Here is a 17,284-nt window from a genome sequence, read left to right as displayed (position 1 = left end):
TTTTGGCTATTCCAACTAAATTATTATTAAGTAATTTATTAAAACACAATGTCCGGTGTGAAAATGGAATTGATCATGGTCCGGTAGTTAATCCATGGATGCACCCTCCTGTTCATCGGATTTTTGGACTAATAAGTCGTCCCTCTAATTTTAGATTAGAAAGACAAGTTTGGAGGTTAGATCAAGTAAAAGGATTAAATGAGCAAGAAATATTTGTAAAAGGAGCTTATTCAATTTCTGATGAACAAACTATAGAACGGCTTCCTACTTTAATGAACGCTAATGTTTTTAATAGAAGTGGTCAAAAATTAGGTTTAATAGCTGACTTTTTTTTTGAACTTAAAAATGGAAAAATACAATATTATTTAGTGAGTAGAACAAACCCACTCATACCAGGAACAAGTCGTTGGCGTTTATCAATATCTCAAATTATTGATAAACAACCAGGTTCAATATCATGTGATATCGATACTTTTGAAGATTTACCTATAGAGAAAGCAAGTTTAAAAGAGGAACTTCTTAGTAAGAGTAGAAAATGGAAAATGCAATTTGAAGACTTGACTTATAACGCTTCTGATAGACTTGAGGGATGGATTGATGATCAAATTAGTGAGAACACTAACCATTCTATTGATGATTTCTATAAAACTCAGACTGATCAGGATTTATATGATGATTGGATAGATAATCTAGATATAGATAGTTCAGAAGAATTTAATACAATGAATAAACGACAGAGAAAAAAAGGTTTAACTAATGAAAGAGATCTTGATCCTTGGATTTAATTAATGACATTTCTTTCTGAGAAAAATGATTTTCTACGATTAATCAATTCATCAAATTTTTTTGTTGAATACGATGTCTTTTCTTCTCTAATTCAAGAGGGATTAAAAGAATCTGATTATGTAGAAATTTGTAGAAGACTTAAGCGACCACCAAATAGAAATGAATTAGGTATGTTTGGTGTCATGTGGTCTGAGCATTGTTGTTATAGAAATTCTCGTCCTTTACTAAAAAACTTTCCCACAACAGGTCCTCGAATTCTTGTAGGTCCAGGAGAAAATGCAGGAGTGGTAGATATTGGTTATGGCCAAAAATTAGTTTTTAAAATAGAGAGTCATAATCATCCATCTGCTGTGGAGCCTTTCCAAGGTGCAGCAACAGGAGTAGGCGGAATTTTGAGGGATATTTTTACTATGGGAGCAAGGCCAATAGCTTTACTAAATGCTTTAAGGTTTGGCCCTTTAGAAGATGAAAAAAATATTAGTTTATTAGAAGGTGTTGTGGCAGGAATCTCACATTATGGGAATTGTGTAGGTGTTCCCACTGTTGGAGGAGAAGTTGGATTTGATAGTAGTTATTCAGGTAATCCTTTAGTAAATGCAATGGCCTTGGGTTTAATGGAGACAGATGAAATAGTTTGTTCAGGAGCAAGCGGAATAGATTTTCCAGTTCTTTATGTCGGAAATACAACTGGTAGAGATGGAATGGGAGGAGCAAGTTTTGCTAGTTCCGAACTTTCAAAAACTTCAATAGATGATCGACCTGCGGTCCAAGTGGGTGACCCTTTTCTTGAAAAAGGATTGATAGAAGCTTGTTTAGAGGCATTTAAAACTGGGTATGTAATTGCTGCTCAGGATATGGGAGCAGCAGGTCTTACTTGTAGTTGTTCTGAAATGGCTTCAAAAGGTGAGGTAGGAATTGAATTGAACCTTGATCTTGTGCCAGCTAGAGAAAAGGGAATGACTGCTTATGAATTCTTATTATCTGAATCACAAGAACGAATGTTATTTGTTGTTAAACCTGGTTCAGAAAAAAGTCTTAAACAGTTATTTATGAGGTGGGGATTATATGTTGAAGTCGTTGGAAAAGTTTTAAAAGAAAAAGTTGTAAGAGTATTACATAAAGGAGATATTGTGGCAGATCTACCAGCATCTGCACTTGCTGATGATACACCTATAGAGGAACATAAATTAATAAATTCAACGCCCGAATACTTAAAAGATCATTGGAAATGGACTGAAGATTCATTACCTAAAAATTTAAAAGATGGAATTATTAGTATAAAAAATAATTTATTTATTAGCTGGAATAATGTTCTATTAAATCTATTAAGTACTCCTTCAATAGCATCAAAAAATTGGATATATAAACAATACGATTATCAAGTTCAATCTAATACTGTTATTGGTCCTGGAGAAGCTGATGCAGCTGTTATAAGAATTCGTCCTCAAAATGATTTCAAAACCAAATCAAATCAAAATAGAGGAATAGCATCAGTAGTTGATTGTAATGATAGATGGGTTTATTTAGATCCTGAACGTGGAAGCATGTCTGCTGTTGCAGAAGCGGCTAGAAATTTAAGTTGTGTTGGAGCTGAACCTATAGCCATTACTAATAATTTAAATTTTTCTTCTCCTGAAAAATCAGTAGGATTTTGGCAATTATCAATGTCTTGTCAAGGAATAAGTAATGCTTGTAAAGTATTAAATACGCCTGTTACAGGAGGAAATGTTTCCTTATATAATGATACAAAAAAATCAAATAATACAGTTATACCAATACATCCAACACCTGTAATTGGTATGGTTGGATTGATAGAAGATATTAATAAAGTTTGTAAAAAATCTTGGGTTAAAGAAGGTCATCAAATATGGATGTTGGGATTACCTTTAGAAACTAATAACAATAAAGATAGTAGAATTTCATTATCTGCTTCATCTTTTTTAGAGTATATTCATGGTTTAAAAACAGGAAGACCTCCTGAAATAGATTTAGATTTAGAGAAACAAGTTCATTTTTTTCTAAGAAACATAATTAAAAAATCTATGATTAATTCAGCTCATGATTTGGGAGATGGAGGATTAGCAATTGCTTTAGCTGAATGTTGTATTTCCTCTGGGTTAGGTGCAAATATTGTCATCCCTTCAAGTAATTTAAGATTAGATCGTCTGCTTTTTGCTGAAGGAGGAGGAAGAGTTTTAGTAAGCTGTTCAGATGATCAAAGCTTAGAATTAAAAAAATATTATAAAAAGATATCGTTAGAAAAATCTAATATTTTTTCAATATGTAATTTAGGAACTGTAAATCATCAAAATAAGTTATCTATATATCAATCTAATAATTTGATTATAGATATAGATATTTTTGATTTGGAAGATTCATATAAAAATACTATATTTAAAAAAATAAATAAATAAAATCTTCATGAATTATAATTTTCAAATAAAATGCATTTTATTTAACCAAGGAATATAATTATGTGTGGAATTGTAGGAGTTGTTTCAACAGATCAATGTAATCAACAAATTTACGATAGTTTATTGTTGCTTCAGCATAGAGGTCAAGATTCCACTGGCATAGCAACAATGGACGGTAGTGTTTTTCATATTAATAAATCCAAAGGTCAAGTAAGAGAAGCTTATAGAACTCGAGACATGAGAGGGTTGATTGGAAAGGTTGGATTAGGACATGTTCGATATGCGACTAAAGGCGCTGCTCATCGAGAAGAGGAGGCGCAACCCTTTTACGTGAATGCTCCTTATGGGATAATTCTTGTCCATAATGGAAATTTAACGAATACAAGAGAGTTAGAAAAAGAACTTTTTAAAGTTGATAGAAGGCATACAAATACCTCGAGTGATACCGAAATGTTATTAAATGTTTTGGCAACAGAATTAAATAGTTCAATACATGGAAAAGATATAAATCCAGATGATCTTTTTACTGCTGTAAAGAGACTTCATGGAAGAGTTCAGGGATCATATGCTTCTATTGCTTTAATTGCAGGTCATGGTCTTTTAGCTTTTAGAGATCCTTTTGGAATACGTCCTTTAGTAATCGGTAAAAGAGTAAAGGAAAATAATAAACCGGAGTGGGTAATTGCTAGTGAATCACTAGTTATTGAAAATAATGATTATGAAATTGTTAGAGATGTTGAACCAGGAGAAGCGATTTTTATTACTTCTGAAGGGGAGTTTTTTTCTAAGCAATGCTCAAATAATCCTCAATTATTCCCTTGCTCATTCGAATATGTTTATTTAGCTAGGCCTGACTCAATAATGAATGGTATTTCTGTCTACGAGTCAAGATTAAGAATGGGAGATTTGTTAGCAGAAACTATCAAAAAACAAATTTCTCTAGGTGATATAGATGTAGTAATGCCAATACCTGACTCATCTAGACCTGCTGCTATGCAAGTAGCAAGGCAGTTAGGAATTGAATATAGGGAGGGCTTTTTTAAGAATCGCTATGTTGGTAGAACTTTTATCATGCCAGGTCAATCACTAAGAAAACGTTCTGTTCGTCAAAAGTTAAATGCAATGAGTACTGAATTTAAAAATAAAAATGTTTTGATAGTCGATGATTCAGTTGTAAGAGGAACAACAACTCAGCAAATAGTTCAAATGGCAAGAAGTGCAGGTGCTAATAAAGTTACTTTTACATCTGCTGCTCCACCAATTAGATATCCACATGTTTATGGAATTAATATGCCAAGTAGGAATGAATTGATTGCGTACAATAGAAATATAAATCAAATAGAAGATAATTTATTTATTGATAAAATGATCTATCAAGAAGTTGAAGATCTTACTAAGGCTATTACTAATAATTCTAATGTTAAAGAGTTAGATTTATCTTGTTTCACTGGAAAATATGTTACTGGAACTGTTACTGATGAATATTTAAATTGGGTTGAAAAAACTTCTCTATCTTAGATTTTTTCAGGTATTATTATTGAAAAAATAGATTCTATAAGTTCATTTTCATTTAATTCTATATTTAATTTTTTCTCTTTTTTATATGGACTATTGTCAATTTGATTTTTTTCTAATTTTTTATATCTGTTTTTATCCGTTTTGATATAAACGTATTCATTATTTAAAAAACAATTAATTACTCTATCCTTGATTTTTTTATTATCGTTAAAATTTATCCCGATTGTTCCTAACTCTCCTTTTTGAGATATCTTTATTTCTTTAGTATTATGTTTGATAAAAGATCCTTTTTTAGTTACTAAAATTAGATCTTTAATATCTTGTTCTTGTATATTGATAGCTTCAATGATATTTTCGCCTGGGAATAGTTTCATTATATTTGTTCCTTGAGCTAATTTTCCCATACATGGGAAGGTTTTTTCTGTTATCTTGATTTTAATGACTCTACCGATATCACTTATTATATAAAGATAGCTATTCTCTTCACAAAGTAGACAACATTTAAGTTGAATATTATCTTTTAATTTTAAAACTGTTGTTGATCTATTAGAAATTTCGGTAATTTCACTAAATGAAACTCTTTTAAATTTTCCATCAGTACTTATTAACCCTAAACTTATATCTTTTTTTTCTGATAAAGGAATAAGATTGATTATTTCATCATTTTCTAAACCCGCTGGTAAAAAGCGTTCTAATGGGCCAGGTTTTTGTCCCGCAAATTCCCATTTAAGAAGACCTATTTTGCCTAGTTGACTTACAGCTAGAATTTTTGGTTCATTTTTAATAGGCCATATTAGTTTTGAAGGTAGAATATCGTTTCTTTCTTGATTACTTTCTTTTAATTTTAATTTTTTTATGGTTATTGATGGGATTATTTTTATTTCATTATTTGATTGAATAATAATTTCAGAATCTGCTGGTAATTGTTTTAGAGCATTTATTCTTTGAAGCTCTTTATTTGGTCTTTGATTTGCAAGTCGTTCTGCTATTAGTGCATCACCGCCTTCTATTAATTTTGTTCTTCTATTACTACCAAATCTTTTCTTAAGTTCTTTAAGTTCTTTGACCATTAATTTTAATAATTTTTCTCTATCGTTAATTATTGATTCAAGATCATCTCTTTTATTCTTTAAATCTTCTATTTCTTTTTTTAATGAATTCTTTTCAAGACTTGTAATTTTTTTTAAAGGCATACTTAAAATCCCATCAGCTTGTCTTTCATTTATCTTTAAGCTATTAATTAAATTATTTTTAGCTTCAGTTGTATCTTTAGAGTTTTCTATTAGATTTATTATACTTCTGAGATTATTTATAGCTTGAATTAACGCTTCAACTATTTCTTGTCTATTTTTAATATTTTTTAATAGATAATTACTTCTAAGTAAAATAGTATTTTCTCTAAAGTCTAGGAAATTTTCTAATAATCTTCGTAGCGTTAGTTGTACTGGCTGTCCATTAACTAATGCAAGTAAAATAGCACCAAAATTACTCTGCAAAGAAGTTTTTTGATATAAAAAATCTAAAATTTTGTTTGGATCAGAATCTCTTTTTATCTCTACGAGAATTCTCATTCCATCTCTATCACTTTCATCTCTAATATCAGCTATACCAGTAATTTTTCCATTATTTACTAGGTCAGCTAGTTTTTCAATCCAACTAGCTTTATTTAGTTGATATGGTAATTCAGTAATAATAATGCCACTTCTTTTGTGCTTACCTTTTCCTGGATTAATTTCCTCAATATGAGCTATTCCTCTCATCGTTATACTTCCCCTTCCTTTTGTGTACGTGTCTTTTATTCCATTACTTTTTAAGATTTCTCCGCCTGTAGGAAAGTCTGGTCCAGGGATTAGTTCTAATAATTTTTCTTCGCTTAAAGAGGGCTTTTTTATAATTGCTATTAGAGCCTCTACTACTTCGTTCAAGTTATGAGGAGGAATACTAGTTGCCATGCCAACAGCAATTCCAGCACTTCCATTTAAAAGCAGAAAAGGTAGTTGAGCCGGTAAGACATCTGGTTCTTGTTGTGACCCATCAAAGTTCGGGGAGAAATCAACCGTTTCTTGATCTATTTCACTTAAAATTGCATCGTTAGATATTGCGGCTAGTCGAGTTTCTGTATATCTCATTGCGGCTGGCGGATCGTCATCAATCGATCCAAAGTTTCCGTGACCATCAAGAATTGGGTATCTTGAACTAAAAACCTGTACTTGTCTTACAAGCGCGTCGTAAACTGCTTGATCTCCATGTGGATGATATTTACCAAGAACATCTCCCACGACACGAGCACATTTTCGATAAGGCCTATCAGGTGTAAGTCCTAATTCGTGCATCGCAAAAAGGATCCTTCTTTGTACTGGCTTTAATCCATCTCTTGCGTCTGGCAATGCTCTTCCAACGATTACGCTCATTGCGTATTCGAGATAAGAACGCTGCATTTCTTGATGCAACGATATAGGTTTCAGGCGTTCCTTGGCCATCTCTGAGTTTGTAAGAGGCCTAAATTTCTTTATTTAGGCTACTTACTAATCTGTTAAAAACCAATTTTTTGTTAAACATTAATTCATTGACTTTTTGCTTTGGCTTCTTTAACTACTTTTTTCATTTCTTGAACTTTAAATAAATCTTGTGCTGATTTTTGTAATTTCTTTCCCCATAATTGCTCAGCTTGATAGCTTTTTGAAACATATTTAGGATTATATTTTAAAGCTTTTTTTGCTAAATTAAATGATTCAATAGATTGATTATCTGAGGAAAATAATGCTATTGCTAAAGCTAACATTGGCTCTGCATTGTTGCTGATTTTTAGTGCTGATTTAAACTTTAATATAGCCTCTTTTGCGTTGTTTAATTCATATAAAACAAGACCTTCATTATTAATAGACTGCCAAAAACTTGAATTAATTCTTGAAGATATTCTAAAAGCATTTAGAGCTGATTTGTAATTATTTAACATTATTTCAGCATTACCTAGTTGAAAATATCCTTTCTCATTATTGTTATTAATTGACAATCCTTTTTTTATTGAAAATTTTGCTTCTTGTGGATCATTCAAATCCATATAAATAGAAGCTTTTCTGAAATATATACCTTGTTCGTTTGGTTTTAATTTTATTGCTTTATTTAATGATGATAATGCTTCATACTTTCTATTTGATCTTACTTGAGCTTCTGCAAGAATTTTCCAAAGTTCTTTTTCTTTATGATTTAATTGAACTGCTAGTTCTAGAAGTTTAATTGCTTCATTATTTTCTTCAAATTGAATCAGTTGTTTAGCTGTCTTTCCGATTTGAATAGATTTAGATTTTAATTCTTGTTCATTTGGCTCATTAATCTTAGGAAAAAATGCATTAGATGGTTTACTTATAGTAAAAGATTCAAATAAACATAGAACTAGCAGGAATTGATAAAATTTTGGAAAGTTTGTTTTCATTTTATCTATTTTTGTAGATAGAATTTAGATTTCTACGCCACATCCAAGGTTTAATTCGTTTTAATGCTGAGTTGTTTAAATTTTTCTTCCATTCAGAATCGCTCCAAGATAAGGCATCTTTTCTGTTTATGTTTAATATCCATTCAGATGGCTCTAGATCGGGTTCAGATGTGTTTGGAATATTGTTTTCATTCCATGGGCATACTTCTTGACAAATATCACAACCAGCAATCCAATTACCCATTTTATTAATTATATTTTTTGGTAATTCTTTATCTCTATTTTCTAACGTGTGATATGCCAAACATTTATTTGCGTTAATCACAAATGGTTCTTCTATTGCTTTTGTTGGGCACGCCTCAATACATTTTTCACATTCACCGCATATTGGTTTTGATGGTTTGTCAGCCTCTAACGCTTCAGTAGATAAAAGATGACCAACAAACATCCATGAGCCTATTTTAGGGTTAATTATATTGCTATGTTTTCCAATCCATCCAATTCCAGCCTCTTCGGCCCAAGCTTTATCTAAAAATGCGCTTGTATCGACACATATTTTCCATTTAGAGTTAGGTCTTTCTTGGTCTAAAAATAGACCAATTCTTTTTAATTTTTTTTCAATAATCTTGTGATAATCTTGTCCCCATCCATATCTAGCAATTGATATATCTTTAGGTGGTCTGTCAGTTTCTACATAGTAATTGAGTCCAACTGCAAGGATACTTTTTACGCCTTCAAGTATGTTTTCAATATTTTTTCTTTTTGGGTTTTTCATCCATTCCATCTTTGCATGATGTCCAGCTTGCAGCCATCTTTCCAAGGCAGCGGTTCGAAGATTTATTCGTGAAGATCCAGGAATTCTTGCAACCCCTACTGCATCAAAGCCTTCTTTAAAAGCTTCTTCTTTAATTTTTTTTGTTAAATCAATCGATTTCTTTAAGTTCACAGTTAGCGCTTCATGAATAATTTTTTTACCTTTACTTAAAAGGCTTTTCAGTCATTTGCCCCTTTATTTAGGCCTTTAAACGCTTTCTTTTAATGTTTTATTTCTATTAATAGCTTAAATTATCTAATTAATGCACTTAATTTGGTTAGATTGTATATATATACATTTTTCGGACTCTCTTTATTTGGTGCAGTCCTCTCCAAAAGAAGATCTGACTCTTGGCTCAAGGCTTCAGCAGGATCTTAAAAATGACCTTATAGCTGGTCTGCTGGTGGTTATTCCTTTAGCTACCACTATTTGGCTGTCTACAATCGTCAGCCGTTTCGTTCTGGCAATCTTAACCTCTATCCCAAAACAATTAAATCCTTTTATTACTCTTAATCCTTTATTGCAAGACCTGATTAATCTTGCGTTGGGTTTAACAGTTCCTCTCTTAGGTATTTTGTTAATAGGCCTTATGGCCAGAAATTTTGTAGGGAGATGGTTGCTTGAGTTTGGGGAAGGAACGCTTTCTCGCATACCTCTTGCAGGATCTGTTTATAAAACCCTTAAACAACTTTTAGAAACTTTTCTTAGAGATAATTCAACAAGATTTCGCAGGGTTGTTTTAGTTGAATATCCTCGTGAAGGTTTATTCAGCGTTGGGTTTGTGACTGGCATTGTTGGACCATCTCTTCAAACTGAACCAGATCAACCTTTATTGAGTGTTTTTATACCTACAGCACCTAATCCTACAACTGGTTGGTACACCCTAGTACCAGAAGGCTCTGTTAAGGATTTAGATATATCTGTAGAGGATGCATTTAGAACAATTATTTCTGCTGGAATTGTAAATCCTGATGATAGAAATAATTCTACAAATCCTTCTTTTTCTAGTTTATTTTCTCAGCTAAGAGCTTCATCTTCGTAAAGCATTTTAGATTTATAATTATGCAATTAAAATCAATTTCTAGAGAACTAGCTCTTTTACTTTTGGGACAAATTAAAAAAAAAGATATTAATAAAGTCACTATTGAAAGTTTACTTAGTAAAGCAATTGAATCTTTAACGCAACATTGGCGAGAACAATTAGATTTATGTGCATCAAAATTAGAAAAAGCTAATCAGGAATTATTGGATAGTGAATTGCAAGAAGATGCTGGGTCTCTAAAAAAATCTCGTAACTATTTAAAAACTTGCTTAATTGACTCAGAGAATATACTTAATTGTTTATCTGAGAGCTTCGAATTGCCAAGATTAATAGCATTAGTGGACCAAAAGGAAATACGTGAGCTAGCTCTTAAGCGTGTTCATAAAGTCCTTGAAAAGCAAGATGAGATTGATAAGAATCTTGATAGTGTTATGGAAGGTTGGCGTTTAAAAAGATTACCTAGAATTGATAGAGATATTTTGAGATTGGCATTTGTAGATTTGAACGATTTTAATACTCCTACTGCTGTTACATGTAATGAGGCTGTAAAATTGGCTAATAGGTATAGTGATGAACAAGGACGCAGAATGATTAATGGGGTTTTAAGGAATCTTCAAAGTACTAACGTAATACTTAATCTGAAATGAAAGACGATTTTTCTCAGGATGAAAAAACCCTTTCCAATAGTAATGAAACAGGTAATACTTCATCTGTAGATGATGATTCTTTAGATTGGGCAAAACAAGCTTATTTGCAACTTAAACAAAAGCAAAGCGAGGAGAAAGAATTACGTCAAAAAGAAACCAATGAAAAAGATTTACTTGATAGTAAAAAAAATATAAAAGATGATATTAAATTAAATGTTTCAGTTCAAAATAAATCTCAAGCTAGTAAAGATTCAAAAGAAGAAGATGAGCTTAAGCTAGGTGATTTTGACGATACTTTTACATGGTCAGCTGAAGTTTTAGCTGCACAAGGAAAAAAAATTGATCAATTTTCATTAGATGAAATTGATTGGCTCAGTAGGCTAAAACAAGGATTAGAAAAAACTCGTAAAGGGTTTGTTACTGATTTATTAGATAAATTAGGCGACGATCCTCTTACTCCTGAAGTTCTTGATGATTTAGAAACTCTTTTACTTAGATCAGATGCGGGGGTTTCTGCTACTGATCAAATTTTAAATTCTTTAAGAACAAAGTTAAACGAGGAAGTGGTCGAAGCTTCTGAAGGTTTGCGTTTTTTAAAAGAACAATTAGTTAATGTTCTAGAAAAGCCAATAAAAGATAGCGGTGTTGACTTGCTTTCTCCAAAAAAAGGTTCTTTGAATATTTGGATGTTGGTAGGTGTTAATGGAGTTGGTAAAACAACGACTCTTGGTAAATTGGCAAGTGTTGCAAAAAGAAGTGGTTTTTCTGCAATGATTGCTGCTGCAGATACTTTTAGAGCTGCAGCGGTTCAACAAGTAAAGGTATGGGGCGATAGAACAGGGGTTGAAGTTATTGCAAATGAATCGAAAAATGCTGATCCGGCATCTATAGTATTTGATGCGATTGGTGCAAGTAAATCAAAAAATATTGACTTATTATTAGTCGATACCGCAGGAAGATTACAAACGAAAAATAATTTAATGGAAGAATTAAAGAAAATTAGAAAAATTATTGCCAAACTTGCTCCTACAGCAAACGTTGAATCTTTACTGGTACTTGATTCTAGTCAAGGTCAAAATGGACTGAAACAGGCTTTAGCGTTTGCTGAGTCAGCAGAATTAACAGGAGTAATACTTACAAAACTCGACGGATCTTCTAGAGGAGGGGTTGCAATGGCTGTTGCATCAGAAGCGAAACTTCCTGTTAGATTTATCGGGGCTGGAGAGAAAATTAGGGACTTACGGCCATTTAACAGCTTTGAATTTATTGAGGCACTTTTAACTACTCGATGAGTTTTAGAAATTTTTGGTATTTGTTGCTAAATTTTAATTTCTTTATTGCTGGAGAATGGTGAAAGAAAATTCTCCGATTTCAGAACAACAATATTTAAATTCAACTAATTCCTTATCAAGTGCTGCATCCAAGTCTTTAAAAGATTTGATTAATAGTCTTTCTCAAGAGCAGATTTTTAATCAAGATTTATTGCTTTCATTAAGCTTTGCTTTGCGTAGTTTTACTAATTTACAGCGCTTTCTTGAACTTATTCCACTTCTTGTGACTCAATTAGTTGGTGTTAAAAGAGCATTGTTAATTCCTTTTCAAGATAACGGGAGTCTTTGGTGCGATCAATTACAAATGGTTCCAAGTGATGAAGAGAAGGAATTGTTCAGAAAATTATTTCTTTTAGAAGAAGGAAAGAAAACGGGTTTTGGGATGCAGGAAAAAAATATTGCAATGTTGGATCGCTTGGTCCAAAGACATTTCGACTCTTCTAATTTAATTGCTACATCAATAGTTGCTCGAGGAAGACAGAGAGGGCGATTGTATGCATTTGATACAAAAGAGATTGTTTTTGATAGTAATATTCGTCGAAAATATATTCAAATAGTTGCTGATTTGACTGGAGTAGCGATAGAAAATGATGTTATATTTCAGGTCATTAGGAATCATGAAAAAGTTGATAGACAAATAAGTATTGGCGCTGAAATTCAATCACAATTATTACCTGATCAATGTCCAATAATTGATGGAGTGGAATTAGCTGCTTGTTGTAGGCCTGCTTTTCAAGTTGGTGGTGATTATTTCGATTTTATGCCTACTCGTTCAGACTTGACTGCGACTGCAAAATCTAGTGGACGTTGGGCTTTTGTTATTGGTGATGTTATGGGTAAAGGCGTTCCTGCAGGATTGTTGATGACTATGTTGCGAGGAATGCTTCGAGCAGAAGTTTTAAAAGGATTACCCCCTGATTCTATTTTGCATGACTTAAATCAATTAGCTCTTGAAGATTTGACTCAATCACATAGGTTTGTCACGTTATTTTATTCGGATTATGATGCGCAATCAAGAAAATTACGTTTTTCTAATGCAGCACATAATCCTCCTTTGCTATGGAGCGCTAAGTCAAAATCAATTAATAGATTAGATGCGCCTGGTTTGTTGATAGGTCTTCAGCCAGAGGCTGAATATGGATGTGGAGAGATTGTGCTTCAGCCTGGTGATGTTCTTCTTTACTATACCGATGGAGTGACTGAGGCACCTGGTATATCAGGTGAACGTTTTGATGAAACTCGTTTGATAACTTTTTTAGATAAATTTGCGAGGGAGGGATTAGGAGCTAAACAAATATTAAATAAACTTTTTGAGAGATTAGATGGTTTTGTTGGTGTGAGTGATCATCATCTTGAAGATGATGCATCAATGGTCGTTTTAAAAGTCAATGAAGATCAACGGTTCCTTAATTAACTTAGTAAACCTCCTGACAATTGCTAAGACTCTTGCTTTATTTGTATTAGTAATTTGGAAAATGCATTGAGCAAAACTTGGAGCGATAGATTTGATAAAGGACTCAATCCATTTATAGAAAAATTTAATGCTTCAATTGAGTTTGATATTTGTTTATTAGAAGAAGATTTGGATGGATCAATTGCTCATGCACGCATGCTTGGAATTCAAGGGATTATTACTAGGGAAGAGGCTATTGAATTGGAAAATGGTCTGGAACAAATCAGGAAAGATGCCACTAATGGGTTGTTTCAACCAGTCATTTCAGATGAAGATGTGCATTTTGCAGTAGAAAAAAAATTAATAGATTTGATAGGTCCGGTAGGAAAAAAACTTCATACTGGCCGTAGTCGTAATGATCAAGTTGGGACAGATCTTAGATTATGGCTTAGAAAGCGTATTGACGAAATTGATATTGATTTGGAGCGTCTTCAGAAAGCTCTTTTTTTATTAGCAGAACAAAATCTTTATACGCTTATTCCTGGTTATACGCATTTACAAAGAGCGCAACCTTTATCTTTAGCGCATCACTTATTGGCATACGTTGAGATGGCACAAAGAGATAGAAATCGATTAAAAGATGTAAGAAAACGAGTTAATATTTCTCCACTGGGAGCAGCTGCTTTGGCTGGTACTTCTATTTCTATAAATAGAAAAATTACTTCTTCAGAATTGCATTTTCAAGATATTTACTCTAATAGTTTAGATGCTGTCAGTGATAGAGATTTTGTCGTAGAATTTTTAGGAGCCTCTGCGTTAATTATGGCTCATTTAAGTAGATTATCTGAAGAAGTAATTTTATGGGCATCTGAAGAATTTGCATTTATTCAATTAACAGATCGATGTGCCACTGGAAGTAGTATTATGCCTCAAAAAAAGAATCCGGATGTTCCGGAATTAGTTCGAGGTAAGTCAGGGCGAGTCTTTGGACATTTACAAGCCATGCTTACTATGATGAAAGGCTTACCTCTGGCTTACAACAAAGATTTTCAAGAAGATAAAGAAGCAATCTTTGATAGTGTGAAAACGGTTAAGAATTCGTTAGTTGCAATATCAATATTGTTTGAAGAAGGTTTAATTTTTAGAAAAGAAAGTCTTAATAATGCTGTTTCATCGGACTTTTCTAATGCTACTGATGTTGCTGATTATTTAGTGGCTAAGGACATCCCATTCCGAGAGGCTTATCAATTAGTTGGGCGAATTGTTAAAACTTCCTTAGAGGAGGGAGTTTTATTAAAAGATATTCCTTTGGAAAAATGGAAAACATTTCATAAATTTTTTGAAAAAGATATTTATCAAAAGCTTTTGCCTTCAAGTGTAGTTGAGTCGCGTGTGAGTGATGGTGGTACTGGATTTGAGAGAGTTCAAGAACAGCTTATTCTGTGGCGGGAAAAATTATTTAAGTAAAAAAATTGTTTTAAATCAATTTGAGGGCTTTCGGTATTAAACTGATTAATGATAACTCACTTTAGAGTTATTGATTTTGGCTATTCATAGCCTCTTAGTTACATTTTATTTTCAGTCCAATTTTCAAGTGAGTATTTTTGTCGGCAACTTACCCTTCCGCGCTGAGCAGGAAGATGTCATTGAATTGTTTTCTCCTTTTGGGGAGGTGGCAAATTGTTCTTTACCTTTAGAACGAGATACAGGACGCAAAAGAGGTTTTGCTTTTGTTGAGATGGCTGATGAAGCAGTTGAAGCTTCAGCAATAGAATCTCTACAAGGTGCTGAGCTTATGGGTCGTCCTTTAAGAATCAACAAAGCCGAACCAAGAGGTAGTGCTCCCAGAAGAAGCGGTGGCGGCTACGGCGGTGGCGGTCAAGGAGGCGGCTACGGCGGTGGCGGCTACGGCGGTGGCGGTCAAGGTGGCGGCTACGGCGGTGGCGGTCAAGGAGGCGGCTATGGCGGTGGCGGCTACGGCGGTGGCGGTCAAGGAGGCGGCTATGGCGGTGGCGGTCAAGGTGGCGGCTACGGCGGTGGCGGTCAAGGAGGCGGCTATGGCGGTGGCGGCTACGGCGGTGGCGGTCAAGGAGGCGGTTACGGCGGTGGCGGCTATGACGGTGGTGGCCAAGGTGATCAATCAGCTCAAGATAGGCCTTCGGGAGCTAAAGGCTGGGAAGATCGTAGTCATGGAAATGCTTCTCAAGATGCAAATGGCTTTGATCAAGGTCGTAGTAGAAGAAGAAGAGGTACTTCGCCTGAAGGGGGAGACGACTCTACTGCTGATTATGGTGGCGCAGAATCTTAAACATTGCGCTTCATTTTTTTATTGCCCAGCATCTTCAAGTTGTTGGGCAATTTTTTTTAAAATAGAAACGTCAGATTTGCTATTTTGACATTTTTCGCTTAGTTCTTGTCTTAATATTTTTGCATTGGGTATGGCTTCTATCAGATTTAAAATGTGTTTAGCTATATTCCAAAGTTTTCCATCCTCGTCTAAATGTTTTTGAGCAAAAGGAATAACTTTTTTAATTATTTTTGATCTAGATAGATTCTCTTCTTTTTGTCCATAAATCATCGAATCTATTTTTGTCCAAAGAAACGGATGTGAGTATGCAGCTCTTCCTACCATTGCTCCGTCGAATACCTTTAGAGTTTGAATACAATCATTTATTGTATTTATTCCACCGTTAAGCTCAATTATCAACCCAGGCCTGTTATTTTTTAATTTTTGAACCCTTTCATATTGAAGAGGTGGAATTGTTCTATTTTCTTTGGGATTTAATCCATTTAGCCATGCTTTTCGAGCGTGAACTATAAATCTTTCTGCTCCTGCAAGTGAACAAGTATCAACAAATTGCATAAGGTAATCATCATTGTCGAGATTATCAATTCCAAGTCTGTGTTTCACTGTGATTGGGATATTGCATGATTTTTTCATTTTCTCTATACAATCGGCCACTATTTTTGGTTTACCCATAAGACAAGCGCCAAAGTTGCCAGATTTGACTTTTGGACTTGGGCAGCCAATATTTAGATTAATTTCGTCATAACCCCAATCTTCAGCCATTTGAGACGCTTCAGCTAAAAGATTTGGATTATCCCCTCCAAGTTGTAAAGAAATCGGATGTTCAATCTCATTAAAATCTAACAATTTATTCCTGTTTTTGCTGTAATGAAGTGCTTGGGCCACAATCATTTCTGTATATAGAAGTGATTTTTTTGTGATTTGCCGCATGAGGACACGAAAATGCCTATCTGTGCAATCCATCATTGGAGCAATACTTAACCTGTAGTTTGCTAGTTCATTTGTTTTTAAAGAATTGGAAATCATTTTTTATGAATTAATTGTTTTCAACTTTTAGGGAGGAAATTTTATTAAAATTCACCGAATCGAGAAATTCCTTTGAAGCGTCGATTTTTAATGATTGGATTTTTGAACACTCTTTTTGGTTTTATTATCAAACCAAAAAGCGCTTTTGCTGCTCCTAAACCTATGGAAAACTATAAAACTTTAACGGATAAGGAATGGGAAAATCGTTTACCCAAAGATGCTTTTTATGTTTTACGTAAGGAAGGAACAGAGAGACCGTTTTCAAGTCCTTTGAATGACGAAAAAAGGAAAGGAGTTTTTCGTTGTTCAGGATGCGGGCTTGCTTTATTTTCCTCAACAACAAAGTTTGAAAGTGGAACAGGCTGGCCAAGTTTTTTCGATCATTTACCAGATGCAATAGAGACAAAAACAGACTTCAAATTAATTGTCCCTAGAACTGAATATCATTGCCGGCGTTGTGGCGGGCATCAAGGTCATGTTTTTAATGATGGTCCAAGGCCAACTGGTAAACGATATTGCAATAATGGTGTCGCTCTTACGTTTCAAGTTGATTCGTAAATGATTTTCTTTTC

14 protein-coding genes are annotated in these 17,284 nt (G+C 33.6%); 10 read left to right on the top strand and 4 right to left on the bottom strand.

What is annotated here, in order from left to right:
* Positions 1–2 precede the first annotated feature (2 nt).
* From SIB75_RS11190 to purF, 3 genes are read left to right on the top strand one after another with little or no spacing between them, the layout of a single operon-like run.
* Positions 3–785 (top strand): PRC-barrel domain-containing protein, encoded by a 783-nt coding sequence (locus SIB75_RS11190; RefSeq protein ID WP_413683401.1) that lies wholly within the window; start codon positions 3–5, stop codon positions 783–785.
* A gap of 3 nt (positions 786–788) precedes the next feature.
* Entirely contained in the window at positions 789–3,200 is a 2,412-nt protein-coding gene (purL, locus tag SIB75_RS11185) for a phosphoribosylformylglycinamidine synthase subunit PurL (protein WP_413683400.1), read from the top strand.
* A 60-nt stretch (positions 3,201–3,260) separates the two neighbouring features.
* Positions 3,261–4,718, top strand: coding sequence for an amidophosphoribosyltransferase (purF, locus tag SIB75_RS11180; protein WP_413683399.1), 1,458 nt, complete (start codon positions 3,261–3,263; stop codon positions 4,716–4,718).
* Here the strand turns inward: purF and SIB75_RS11175 are convergent.
* The 3 genes from SIB75_RS11175 to queG all read right to left on the bottom strand — a co-directional run bounded on the left by SIB75_RS11175 (position 4,715) and on the right by queG (position 9,097).
* Positions 4,715–7,198, bottom strand: a complete 2,484-nt coding sequence (locus tag SIB75_RS11175; RefSeq protein ID WP_413683398.1) for a DNA gyrase/topoisomerase IV subunit A — start codon at positions 7,196–7,198, stop codon at positions 4,715–4,717. The genes purF and SIB75_RS11175 overlap by 4 nt on opposite strands.
* 83 nt (positions 7,199–7,281) lie before the next feature.
* Positions 7,282–8,151 carry a tetratricopeptide repeat protein gene (locus tag SIB75_RS11170; protein ID WP_413683397.1) on the bottom strand — a complete coding sequence of 290 codons (870 nt, stop codon included), beginning with the start codon at positions 8,149–8,151 and terminating at the stop codon, positions 7,282–7,284.
* Position 8,152: 1 nt separating this feature from the next.
* The gene (gene queG / locus SIB75_RS11165) at positions 8,153–9,097 is read right to left on the bottom strand and encodes a tRNA epoxyqueuosine(34) reductase QueG (RefSeq protein WP_413683396.1); all 945 of its coding nucleotides are present in this window, start codon (positions 9,095–9,097) and stop codon (positions 8,153–8,155) included.
* Between the two features lie 184 nt (positions 9,098–9,281).
* On the opposite strand from queG, the gene SIB75_RS11160 reads away from it, so the two are divergent.
* From SIB75_RS11160 to SIB75_RS11135, 6 genes are all read left to right on the top strand, one after another.
* Positions 9,282–10,007 (top strand): DUF502 domain-containing protein, encoded by a 726-nt coding sequence (locus SIB75_RS11160; protein WP_413684872.1) that lies wholly within the window; start codon positions 9,282–9,284, stop codon positions 10,005–10,007.
* Between the two features lie 20 nt (positions 10,008–10,027).
* A complete protein-coding gene (gene nusB / locus SIB75_RS11155) occupies positions 10,028–10,654 on the top strand; it encodes a transcription antitermination factor NusB (RefSeq protein WP_413683395.1) in 627 nt (208 codons plus the stop codon).
* On the top strand, positions 10,651–11,946 hold the full coding sequence (gene ftsY / locus SIB75_RS11150) for a signal recognition particle-docking protein FtsY (protein ID WP_413683394.1): 1,296 nt from the start codon (positions 10,651–10,653) through the stop codon (positions 11,944–11,946). The genes nusB and ftsY overlap by 4 nt, the downstream gene beginning before the upstream one ends.
* A 58-nt stretch (positions 11,947–12,004) precedes the next feature.
* Complete coding sequence (locus tag SIB75_RS11145; protein WP_413684870.1) at positions 12,005–13,399, top strand: PP2C family protein-serine/threonine phosphatase; 1,395 nt, start codon at positions 12,005–12,007, stop codon at positions 13,397–13,399.
* A gap of 54 nt (positions 13,400–13,453) precedes the next feature.
* Positions 13,454–14,845, top strand: coding sequence for an argininosuccinate lyase (argH, locus tag SIB75_RS11140; RefSeq protein WP_413683393.1), 1,392 nt, complete (start codon positions 13,454–13,456; stop codon positions 14,843–14,845).
* A gap of 127 nt (positions 14,846–14,972) precedes the next feature.
* Positions 14,973–15,686, top strand: coding sequence for an RNA recognition motif domain-containing protein (locus tag SIB75_RS11135; protein WP_413683392.1), 714 nt, complete (start codon positions 14,973–14,975; stop codon positions 15,684–15,686).
* An 18-nt stretch (positions 15,687–15,704) separates the two neighbouring features.
* Here the strand turns inward: SIB75_RS11135 and dusA are convergent, their stop codons facing one another.
* Complete coding sequence (gene dusA, locus SIB75_RS11130) at positions 15,705–16,712, bottom strand: tRNA dihydrouridine(20/20a) synthase DusA (protein WP_413683391.1); 1,008 nt, start codon at positions 16,710–16,712, stop codon at positions 15,705–15,707.
* Between the two features lie 90 nt (positions 16,713–16,802).
* Between dusA and msrB the strand changes: the two genes are divergently transcribed.
* The gene (gene msrB, locus SIB75_RS11125; protein WP_413683390.1) at positions 16,803–17,270 is read left to right on the top strand and encodes a peptide-methionine (R)-S-oxide reductase MsrB; all 468 of its coding nucleotides are present in this window, start codon (positions 16,803–16,805) and stop codon (positions 17,268–17,270) included.
* The last annotated feature ends 14 nt before the right edge of the window (positions 17,271–17,284 follow it).

It is taken from the genome of Prochlorococcus sp. MIT 1011, from assembly GCF_047305235.1.
Lineage (GTDB): Bacteria > Cyanobacteriota > Cyanobacteriia > PCC-6307 > Cyanobiaceae > Prochlorococcus_B.
Note: the sequence above shows the minus strand (reverse complement) of the source record. Positions and strands in the feature narration are given on the sequence as shown.

Excerpts from the sequence above, each read along its gene's own strand:
- purL (WP_413683400.1), top strand. The coding sequence starts at position 789 with ATGACATTTCTTTCTGAGAAAAATGATTTTCTACGATTAATCAATTCA.
- purF (WP_413683399.1), top strand. The coding sequence starts at position 3,261 with ATGTGTGGAATTGTAGGAGTTGTTTCAACAGATCAATGTAATCAACAA.
- SIB75_RS11175 (WP_413683398.1), bottom strand. The coding sequence starts at position 7,198 with ATGGCCAAGGAACGCCTGAAACCTATATCGTTGCATCAAGAAATGCAG.
- SIB75_RS11170 (WP_413683397.1), bottom strand. The coding sequence starts at position 8,151 with ATGAAAACAAACTTTCCAAAATTTTATCAATTCCTGCTAGTTCTATGT.
- nusB (WP_413683395.1), top strand. The coding sequence starts at position 10,028 with ATGCAATTAAAATCAATTTCTAGAGAACTAGCTCTTTTACTTTTGGGA.
- ftsY (WP_413683394.1), top strand. The coding sequence starts at position 10,651 with ATGAAAGACGATTTTTCTCAGGATGAAAAAACCCTTTCCAATAGTAAT.
- dusA (WP_413683391.1), bottom strand. The coding sequence starts at position 16,712 with ATGATTTCCAATTCTTTAAAAACAAATGAACTAGCAAACTACAGGTTA.
- msrB (WP_413683390.1), top strand. The coding sequence starts at position 16,803 with ATGATTGGATTTTTGAACACTCTTTTTGGTTTTATTATCAAACCAAAA.